We start from the raw sequence: 10,450 nt of genomic DNA, 5'->3' as shown, positions 1-10,450 counted from the left end.
CCTCAGCCCGGTCAAGCAGAAGAATCGRCCCCGGCCCGGACGGATCGGCCGCGTCGGGCTCTGCAGCCCGGTCATACCTGCATGCCGGCGAGACGGGCGTACAAGCCGTCCCGGGATGCAAGCTCCTCATGCGTGCCCTCCTCCTCGATGCCCCGCTCCGAGAGCACGAGGATCCGGTCCGCGCTCCGGATCGTCGACAGCCGGTGGGCGATGACGAACGTCGTCCGGCTCCTCGCCAGCCGCTCCAGGCTTTCCTGGACGGCCCTCTCGCTCCGGTAGTCCAGAGCGGAGGTCGCTTCGTCCAGGATGAGAATGGACGGATTCTTGAGGAATGTCCTGGCGATGCTGATGCGCTGGCGCTGTCCGCCGGACAGCTTCACGCCCCGCTGCCCGATCATGGAGCCGTAGCCCTGCGGCAGCTCCCGGATGAAGACATCGGCGTTCGCTTTCACCGCCGCTTCCCTGATCTCCTCGTGTGTTGCATCCGGCCGGCCATAGCGGATATTCTCCGCGATCGTCCCCGCGAACAGATACGATTCCTGCTGCACGATGCCGATATGGCTGCGCAGCGACTTCAGCGTGATGTCCCTGACGTCCCTGCCGTCGATCCTCACCGTTCCTTCGGTGCATTCGTAGAAGCGGGGAATGAGGCTGCAGAAGGTCGTTTTGCCGACCCCCGAGGGGCCGACGAGAGCGATGAACTCGCCAGGGCGGGCTATGAAATCGATGCCCGACAGCACCTCCCCCTCCTCCTGCGAATAGCGGAAGCCGACGCGGTCGAATGCCACTTCTCCGCGTACATGATGAAGATCGGCGGCATGATCGGCATCTCCTATATCGGGCTGGATCTCCATCAGCTCCCGGAAGCGCTCGAATCCCGCGATTCCGTTCTGCAGATTTTGCGTGAAGTTCACCAGCATCCGGATCGGCGCCATCAAGGCGCCGATATAGAGCAGGAAGGTGATCAGGTCGGGCAGCTGCAATTCGCGGCGGCCGATCAGGTACGCGCCAACGACAACGACCAGAATCGTAAGCAGCGACACGAAGCTGTTCAGGCCGTTGAACATGACCGCCTCGGCCCAGTAGCCTTCTTTGCGGCTGTCGAAAAAACGGCGGTTGCGGCGCCTGAACTTTTCCGTCTCGGCCTCCTCCCCGTTGAAGGCCTGCACGGTCCGGATGCCGGCGAGCGTGTCCTCGAGCTGGGCGTTGATGTCGCCGATGCGCTCCTTGCTCGTTTTCAGCGCCTTCTTCAGCTTCCCGCTGTATAGATAGACGAGCAGGAAAAGTACCGGAAGAATGCCGAAAATCATCCAGGCGAGCGGGCCGTTGATCCGGCTCAGAATGAGGAAAGCGCCGATGATCCGCACCAGCGAAACAACGACATCCTCCGGCCCGTGATGGGCCAGCTCCGAAATGTCGAACAGATCGTTCGTCATGCGCGACATCAGCTGGCCGGTGCCGGCGTTGTCATGGAAGGCGAAGCTCTGCTTCTGGACATGGACGAACAGATCTTCCCGCATGTCCGCCTCCATTCGCGCGCCCATGGCATGCCCGAAGTAATCGGTATAGAAGCCGCTTGCGTACTCGACGATCATGAGGAGCACGAACACGCCGATGATTCTCGCCATCATCTCTACCGCTATGCCTTGCTCGCTGATCGCCTCGCTCGTAATGCGGTTGATCAGAATCGGGTAGGCAAGGACGACGAGGGAAGCCAGGGCGGCGAAGAACAGATCGGCGGCCAGCATGAGCCGGTAGGGCTTGTAATAGGCGAGAAAGGCTTGAAGCCATTTCATCGGGAGCACCTCCTGCGGACGCAGCTTCCTCCAGCGGAGCATGCGCCTCCTGCCCTATCGTATCCCTGTTCTCGGCGCGCTCTCTACGTAAAGGATGGCTATAGCCAAACGGAACCTGCGGAAGCCGCCATCCCACGAGGAGAAGATGGAGGCGCGGGGATGGATTTGACGAAAAAAAAAAAGCGCCCGCGGGCGCTTCTTCCTGCCTGATGATCGTGTCAGTCCGCGAGCCGGTAGCCGACCCCTCGGACCGTCTCGATGTACATCGGAGCCAGGGCGTTGTCCCCCAGCTTGCGCCGCAGGCTCTTCACATGGACGTCGACGACGTTGCTGTTGCCGAAGAACGGCGCATCCCAGATCGTCGCCATGAGATGGTCGCGCGTCTGGACGGCTCCTTCCGCGCCGATGAAGCTGAGCAGCAGCTCATACTCCGTCTTGGTCAGATCGATCGGGCTGCCGCCGCGGAACACCGCCATGCGCTTCGTGTCCAGAATCAGATCCTTGAAGCCCAGAATGCCTGGATCAGCCTCGTCTGCGGCAGGATGCCGAAGCAGCCAGTCCTGGACGAACTCCAGGGCGGCCGCAGGAGCGACGGTCGGCATGCCTTCCGAATCGAAGCCGGTGCGGAAGGCCTTCCCTTCCTTGTGCCGGTCGTCCAGAAGAACGGCCCGGCTCAGCTTGGAAGGATCGGACGTGAACGTACGGAAGCCGGGATCGCTGCCCAGCATGTCGGCCGCGCTGCCGTCGATCAGGTACAGGTCGGCCTGCAGGCTGTGCAGGACGTAATCGTCCGCGCGATGGAAGACCATCACATCGTAGCAGGCGGCGGACAAATCCCGGATCAGCTCATGCAGCAGGTTGGGATACGGGCTGATCAGCACGATCCGCCGCGTCGAGGCGCATACGATGGGCGGCGGGGCGGCGGCCGCCGTGACGGCGGATGCTCCGGAATCAGCTGTTTTTGCAAAGCCATAGCCCGGCAGATGAAGCTGCGCGAGCTTGACCAAGTCTTCTTCGGAATAGATGCTGTTCACTCCACAATCTCCTCCTATCCGTTGCCAGTTGTGAGAGGATCGGTTCTCGTTTCTATCTCTGTCTCTATTTTCTATTTCAATCTCTATCTGTTGTGCAACCCCATGACGTTCAATCGAGAGCCGGCAGACGCGAGTCCGCCTCCCGTTCCTTGCCGGCGGCATGCCGCCGGCTGCTTCTAGTATAATTCCGGCTGTCAGCGGGGGTCAACCGCCTCCGCCGCCTCGTCTTCCTTCGGCGATCGCAGCTGGCGCAGCGCGAATTCGCGGTACAGCTCATGCGTCTCCAGCAGCTCTTCATGGGTGCCCCGCCCGGTGATGCGTCCCTTGTCCACGAACAGGATCTGGTCGGCGTCCACGACGGTCGACAACCGGTGGGCGATGACGACCGTCGTCCGCCCTTCCATCAGATTGCCGAGCGCCTGCTGCACGATGACCTCCGACTGGCTGTCGAGCGCCGAGGTCGCCTCGTCCAGCAGCAGGATGTCCGGATTGCGCAGCAGCGCCCGCGCGATCCCGATGCGCTGCCGCTGGCCGCCGGACAGCTTGATGCCCCGCTCGCCGACCTCCGTGTCGTATTTCTTCGGCAGCTCGTTGATGAAGACGTCGGCATAGGCCAGCCGGGCCGCTCTCTCCAGCTCCTCCGGCTCCGGCGCGCGGTCGATGCCGTACGTCAGGTTGTCGCGGATCGTGCCCGCCATGAGCGGGCTTTCCTGCGCCACATAGCCGATCCGGCTGCGCCAGCTGGCGAGCGAATAGTCCGCGAGCGGCACGCCGCCGATCAGCAGCCTTCCTGCCGTAGGAGCGTAATACCGCTCCAGCAGCGAGAACAGCGTCGTCTTGCCGCCCCCGCTAGGACCGACGATAGCCGTTACCTGTCCCGGCTGGATCTCGAAATCGATGCCCCGAAGAATCGGCTCGCTGCCGGCATAGGCGAACTCCAGTCCTTCGGCCGTGACGGGAGCCGACGCGCTGCGGAGCTCTCCGCCTGCGGCGAAGTCCTCCTCGGTCTCCTCCAGCGTCGCGCTGATCCGCTCCGTCGCTCCCATCGCCTTGTTGAACTGGGAGAAGAAGACCGCGATCTGGCTGACCGGCATGATGATCTGCATGAGATACAGGATGAAGGCGACGAGATCGCCTGCCGTCATCGCCCCGGACGACACGCGCACGCCGCCGTAGCCGATGATGATGACGAGCAGCATCATGATGGTGAAGGAGACAGCCGGGCCGATCCATGCTCCGACCTTGCCTTCCCGCACGCCAAGCCGGTACAAGGCGCGGATGCCCTTGAAGCCGTGCTCCAGCTCGCGCGGCTCCGCGCCTGAAGCCTTGACGAGGCGGACCTCCGACAGGACGTTGTTGATGCCGCCGGAGAAGGAAGCCGTCTCGTCCTGCGTTTCCTTGGCGATGCGGTGCATCATCATGCCGAGCGGCACCATGATGCCGGCGAGCACCGGAATCGCGATGAGCAGAATGAGCGTCATGCGCCAATCCAGCGTCAGCAGCAGGATGAACGCTCCGATCGCCGAGATGATGCTGGTGACGAAGCCGACCAGATGATCGGTGATGAGTCCGCGCACGACGCCCGTGTCGTTGGTCATGCGGCTGACCGTTTCTCCCGTCTGGTGGCGGTCGTAATAAGCGACCGGCAGCGCCATCAGCTTGCGCCACAGCCGTTCGCGCAGGCTCGCAACGACATGCTGCCCCAGCCGGGCGAGCAAATAGCTGGAATACGCTCCGGCCAGCGCTTGGATGACGAAGAATCCGGCCAGCATGACGATATGGCCCGGCTTAAGGGCGCTCAGGCTGAAGCCGTCGATGAACTGCTTGGTCACCATCGGCACGACGAGCCCTGCCGCCGTAGAAGCCAGGCTCAGCAGCAGCGCGACGGCGATCAGCTTTTTGGGCGGCTTGGACGCCATGATGAGCCTGACGAAGGAACGCCAGCCGGCCCGCTTGCCTCCTTGTCCATCGGATGAAGCGGCTTCGCCGCGCCCGCGGTAAGATGCGGTTTCGGTTGAAGATGACATGCGCCTGCAGCCCCCTTTCCCTCTATCCGTCCCGAGGGAATCTGTTTGCTCTTATTATAGGACCCGCTCAAGTTCCATTGCCACTCGGCCGGCGGCAAGCGGGAGTCCCGTTCTCCCGGTTGGGAGCTGAAGGGTCCGCGCAGCCTGTCCGGCTGCCTCCCGGAAGGAACAAAAAGAGGCGCGAGAAATTCTCGCGCCTCTCCTCATTCCCTCTGGCCGCGCCTCCGGCTCCGTTGATTCGGGAGCACGAGGATTCGGACTATTCCTCCGAGAACAGCTCCTCCAGCATCGGACTCCGGTTGTTCAGGAACTGCCTCGTCACCCGGAAAGGCTCCGTCTCCTCCAGCGCGACCTCCTCGATGCCGCTCCCGTCGAGCTGATAGATGACGGCGTCCGGATAAGCCATCAGAATCCGTGGAGATGATGAATTGGGAGCCTTGGCGGACGAGCTCGTGAATCCGGGCCAGCATCGACAGCTGCCTCGTCGGCGACAGCGCCGCCTCCGGCTCGTCCATCACATACAGTCCTCCGCCGCCGAACCGGTTCATGAAGGTCGCGAAAAAAGATTCCCCGTGCGACTGCTCATGCAGCGAGCGGCCGCCGTAGCTGTCGATGATGGAAGGGCCGCCTCCTTCACGGTCCAGCTCCTCGATGCTGCTCGCCAGATTGTAATAGCTCTCGGCCCGGAAGAAGAACCCGTCCCGCGGCTTGCGGATTCCGCGCGCCAGCCTCAAATGACGATGAAGCTCCGAATGGGAGGCATAGGTGGAGAAGGTGAAGTTCAGGCTGCCGCCCTCGGGATTGAAGCCCCAAGCGACGGCGATGCCTTCCAGCATAGTCGACTTGCCCATGCCGTTCTCTCCGACGATGTACGTCACCTTGGGATGCAGCGCGAGCCGGTCCATCTCCCGGATGACCGGGAGCGAGAACGGGTATTCCGCGAAGGAGGGCACGCTCTCCCGCAGCAGCTGCACGCTTCTTAGATAAGCTTCCCGCTCCATTCCGGCCATGTCCTCCCTCCTCCATGCTCCAGTTGAAAATAAATCGATCTCATCAGCCCTCGGCCGGACCTCTAAGCTTGACCGTCCGTTCCAGAGCCGTCAAGGAATCGGCGTCGACCAGGCCGGGACCGAGCCGCCACAGCGCGATGCCCTTGAGGCCGTACCGCTTGGCCAGACCCGCCGGGCCCGACAGCGACAACGCCGTTTCGCTGTTGAAGTTGATGCCGAGCAGCAGCTTGCTGCGGTCCGTCTCCTTCAATGCCAGCCGGATGGCCTCGTCCACCTTGGCCAAGGGCTCCGGCTTGCCGCCCTGCTCATAGTCGTACGCCATGATGGCGATCTCGTCGGACAGCTGCGCCAGCGTTTTATAATCATAGCCTTTGTAGGAGCCGTTCAGCGGATGCAGCGACAGCGACAGGCCGAGTCCGGCCGCCTTGGACGCAGCGCGCAGCTCCTTGACGAACACGTTGAACGACTGCGCGGCCGCCGCCTTGTCTCCGGTCATTCCAAGCCCTTCAAAGTCCAAATCGATGGATTTGAAGCCTCCCTGCGAAGCGGCGTCGACGATGCCTTTGACCGTCTCGGCTCTCAGCGAGGAATCCCCGAGCATCTTGGTCAGCTCGCCTTTGGCATCGCCGGAGAAAACCATGAATTCCGTCAGGCCGCCCGCCGCGCCTGCGCCCGCTACGATCGACTCGGGGGTGACGTCTCCGTCGGCTTGGGGCCAGTAGAAGTCTTTGCCCTTGAGCGTGAGCCTGCCGTCTTCGCCGATCCGGCCCCAGCCGAAGGCGACCGCGTCGAAGCGGCCGAGCTGCTTCACTTGGGAATAGGATTTGATGGCATAATAGGCTTTTGTATACAGCTTCTCCGGAGGGGAAACGATCGATACGGTGCGGGTCGCCCCGTTCCAGCTCACCTGCGCCCCGAACGCGCTGCTGAAAAAGCTCAGCGGAACGAGCACCGTCCCGTTCTTCTGCACCGGGGCGGCGCCGAGCTGAGCCGCCGCGCCGTCGACCGTCGCCTGCTTGCTGCCTTGGCGCAGCACGACCTTGCGCTGGCCTTTATCCGTTGTCTTGACGGCCGTAATCGTCTTGCCGGCCGCATTCCACTCGACGGGAATCTGCAGCGCTTCGGCGATGGCCCGGAACGGCACCATCGTCGTCCCGTTCTGGATGATCGGCTGGGCCGGGAAAGCGAGCGGATACCCGTCCAGCAGGATGGTCGCGGACGGAGCCGAGCCGGCCGCGGCAGCGGTGCCGGCTTGCATGCCGCCTGAAGCCAGAATGGCTGCCGCCAGCACGGCGAGAGCGGGGCGGCGGATAGATGTTAAGATCATATGAGACAGCCTCCTTGAGTCGAAATCGATGCCATTCGTCGTTTTTCAACCGAATATTTCCACTAGAGTAGACGCATTCCAGTCCCGAATGTTTCACATGGACCTCCATTCCATCGCTGGGCGGAGCATCTGCTCCGGTCTCCAAAGTCGCTTTTAAAAGGGTGCCATCTAAAATCAAGGCAACTATCCGGCTGCGGCTAGCCGTGCTTTCGATTAGGACGGCAATGCGAAGTATAGTATCCTTAGAGGACAATGCTTAAGGCGCTACATCGCAGCCCTGCCGGCTCCATAGAGCCGATTTTTTCCTTCTAGGACAAGGAGGCTTGGTGATTCCATGACGACCCATCGACAGCCCGATCCATCGCTGAACCGGTTCCACCCCGTTCTCGCGCAATGGTTTGCGGGCTCTTTCGGCAGCCCTACCGATATCCAGCGCCGGGCCTGGGCATCCATCGGGGAGGGAGAGCATACGCTGCTGGCCGCTCCGACCGGCTCCGGCAAGACGCTGGCGGCGCTGCTGCCCTGCCTGGACCGGGTGCTCCGCTCCAAGGAAGAGACGGGTGAAAGCCTGGACGGCAGTATGGCGCCGCCCGGAGTCAAAGTCATCTATGTCACGCCGCTCAAGGCGCTGAACAACGATATTTACGACCATGTCACGGGATTCGTCGAGGAGATCGGGCGACAGCATGAACAATGGCTGGCTCATGAACATCCTGCCGGGCATGACCAGGCATTACAAAGAATTACCTGCGCCGTCCGAACCGGCGATACGCCCGCCTCCAAGCGCGCCGCCATGCTGCGCAAGCCGCCCGACGTGCTGGTGACCACTCCCGAATCGCTCTATATTCTGCTCGGCTCCGAGAAAGGGAGAACGATGCTGCGCACGACCCGCCAAGTCATCGTCAACGAGATTCACGATCTGGCGGCGGACAAGCGCGGGTCCCATCTCTCCTTGACGCTGGAACGGCTCGAGGCCTGGTGCGGCCGTCCGCTGCAGCGAATCGGATTGTCGGCGACCGTAAGGCCGATGGAGCGCGTCGCCCGCTTCCTCGGGGGATGGTCTCCCGGACCAGGCGGGGGAACGGAGGCTTCCGATTCAGCCGCCCCTCTTCTCTCGCCTGACCAGGACGGAGTCGGGGTCCCGGCCCATCCGCTCGGCTATCTCCCCCGTCCCGTCGCCATCGTGGAAAGCGCGATGCCCAAGGCGATGCAGGTGTCCGTCACGATGCCGGACCACAGCCGGCTGCACCGGACCCGCGAATCCGTCTGGTTCCCGATCATGGACCGGCTGCTCCAGCTCATGGAGGGAAGCCGTTCGACGCTGGTCTTCGTCAACAGCCGGCGGCTGGCCGAGCGGCTCTGCCTGCGGCTGAACGACTATACGGGCCGCGAGATGTGCCGCGCCCATCACGGAAGCATGGACCGGACTCGCCGCCTCGAGGTCGAGCGGCTGCTCAAGGCGGGCGAGCTGCGCTGCATCGTCGCCACCTCGTCGCTGGAGCTCGGCATCGACGTCGGCCACGTCGATCTCGTCATCCAGGTCGACTCGCCGCTGTCGGCCGCCTCCGGCATCCAGCGGATCGGCCGCGCCGGCCACGGAGTCGGCGAGGCGAGCCGCGGCGTCATCCTCGCCCGCCAGCGCGGAGCGCTGCCGGAAATCGCGGTGCTCAGCCGCATGATCGCCGAGCGCGACATCGAGCCGATCGAGATTCCCCGCGACCCGCTCGACGTGCTGTCGCAGCAGGCTGTCGCCATGGCTTCCGGCGGCGAGTGGACCGGGGAGGCCATGCACCGCCTGATCGCAGGAAGCGACAGCTACCGCACCTTCCCGCGCGGCAGGCTGGAGTCGATGCTGGCCGTGCTGGCCGGCTTCTATCCCTTTTCCCGGCCGCTGCTGGAGTGGGACCGGGGCTCGGACACGATCGGGCCGCGCAGCAACAGCTCCATGGCGGCGGTTACGGGAGCCGGCACGATTCCGCAGAGCAGCGCTTATCCCGTCCATCATGCCGACAGCCGCGCCCACATCGGAGAGCTGGACGAGGAGTTCATCCAGGAGAGCCGGGTCGGCGACGTGTTCCAGCTCGGCACGAACTCCTGGATGATCCGCCAGATCAGCAAGGACCGCGTTTATGTGACCGAGACGTCGAACAGCTTCAGCGAGATTCCATTCTGGCGCAACGAAGCCGGCTCCCGCTCCTACCTGCTTGGCAGGAGGGTGGCGGAGCTGTGGACGGAGCTGCTGGAGAGGCTGGAGCAGGGAGATGAAGCGGCTTTCCAGACGGGAAGTCCGGGCATTCCTGCGGAGCGGAAGGCGGAGAGTCCGAGCATTCCTGCCGAGCGGAAGGCGGGGAGTCCGGGCATTCCTGCCGAGCGGAATACCGTCCATTCCGAAGACTCCGTTCCCGGAATGGACAGCCTTGAGGACGGCAGCGCCTTGCCGGACGAGCCGGTCCATCCCGGAGACGAAGCCGTCATCTCCGAGCTCATGGAGCGCAGCGGCATGGATGACCGCTCCGCGCGGCAGCTGGCCGCCCTCGTCCGCGCCCAGGCCGCCTCAGGCGTCAGGCCGACCCGCAAACGGATCGCCGTCGAGGTGTACAAGGATATTTCGAACCAGACCCACATCGTCATCCATAATTCCTGGGGACGCCGCGTGAACCGGACTTGGCAGCTCGCCATCGAGCGCAGATTCGAGGAGACGCTGCCCTATCGCCTGTACGGCAACGCCAAGGACAACGGAATCGAGTTCGTGCTGCCGGAATGGGAGCCTTCCTGGCTCCAGGCCGTCCATTCCGTCTCCTCGGACAACCTGGCGGAGCTGCTGCTCGCGGCCATTCCCGGCTCCCCGCTGCTTGCCGTCGCCTTCCGGCGCATCGCCGAGACGTCTCTGCTGCTGGCCCGAAGCTTCACCCGCACGCCGATGTGGCAGATGCGGCTGCGCAGCGAGGAGCTGCTGCGCGCCGCCCTTCCCTACGGAGACCGCTTTCCCTATCTCGCCGAGGCGATGCGCGAATGCATGAACGTCTACCTCGATCTCGGGCGGCTGAGAGAGCTGCTGCGGGAAATCGAGAGCGGCGGCATCGCGCTTGAGGTCGTTCATACCTCTCGCCCGTCGCCGCTCGCTTCCCAGTTCGCGGCGGATTACGTGAATATGCGCATCTACGAGGGCGACGGCCTGGATGGCGCCGTCCGCGCCCAGCTGCTGCAGATGAGCCGCGAGCTCGCCGGCGAGCTGTTCGGCGCCGAGGCTCTGCGG

The 10,450-nt window shown here is 63.6% G+C and carries 5 protein-coding genes and 1 pseudogene; 1 reads left to right on the top strand and 5 read right to left on the bottom strand.

The features are described from left to right. Positions 1-71: 71 nt before the first annotated feature. The 5 genes and pseudogenes from BN871_RS22420 to BN871_RS22400 all read right to left on the bottom strand — a co-directional run bounded on the left by BN871_RS22420 (position 72) and on the right by BN871_RS22400 (position 7,194). Positions 72-1,796, bottom strand: coding sequence for an ABC transporter ATP-binding protein (locus BN871_RS22420; RefSeq protein WP_048748986.1), 1,725 nt, complete (start codon positions 1,794-1,796; stop codon positions 72-74). Between the two features lie 218 nt (positions 1,797-2,014). Continuing rightward, entirely contained in the window at positions 2,015-2,830 is an 816-nt protein-coding gene (locus tag BN871_RS22415; protein ID WP_048748979.1) for a winged-helix domain-containing protein, read from the bottom strand. 194 nt (positions 2,831-3,024) lie between these two features. Then, entirely contained in the window at positions 3,025-4,857 is a 1,833-nt protein-coding gene (locus BN871_RS22410; RefSeq protein ID WP_083436594.1) for an ABC transporter ATP-binding protein, read from the bottom strand. Between the two features lie 259 nt (positions 4,858-5,116). Continuing rightward, positions 5,117-5,867: pseudogene (locus BN871_RS22405) on the bottom strand (AAA family ATPase). 43 nt (positions 5,868-5,910) lie between these two features. Next, positions 5,911-7,194, bottom strand: a complete 1,284-nt coding sequence (locus BN871_RS22400; RefSeq protein ID WP_021880617.1) for a stalk domain-containing protein — start codon at positions 7,192-7,194, stop codon at positions 5,911-5,913. A gap of 334 nt (positions 7,195-7,528) precedes the next feature. Here BN871_RS22400 and BN871_RS22395 point away from each other — a divergent pair. Beyond that, the coding region (locus tag BN871_RS22395) for a DEAD/DEAH box helicase (protein WP_048748977.1) at positions 7,529-10,450 on the top strand (2,922 nt) is incomplete at its 3' end.

It is taken from the genome of Paenibacillus sp. P22, from assembly GCF_000469945.2.
In the GTDB taxonomy this organism is placed as follows: domain Bacteria; phylum Bacillota; class Bacilli; order Paenibacillales; family Paenibacillaceae; genus Paenibacillus_O; species Paenibacillus_O humicus.
The sequence above is the reverse complement of the archived record's forward strand: the minus strand, read 5'-3'. Positions and strand labels throughout refer to the sequence as shown.

What these genes read in the sequence shown, in the direction of transcription:
- BN871_RS22410 (WP_083436594.1), bottom strand. Translation starts at nt 4,857, where the DNA reads ATGTCATCTTCAACCGAAACCGCATCTTACCGCGGGCGCGGCGAAGCC.
- BN871_RS22400 (WP_021880617.1), bottom strand. Translation starts at nt 7,194, where the DNA reads ATGATCTTAACATCTATCCGCCGCCCCGCTCTCGCCGTGCTGGCGGCA.
- BN871_RS22420 (WP_048748986.1), bottom strand. Translation starts at nt 1,796, where the DNA reads ATGAAATGGCTTCAAGCCTTTCTCGCCTATTACAAGCCCTACCGGCTC.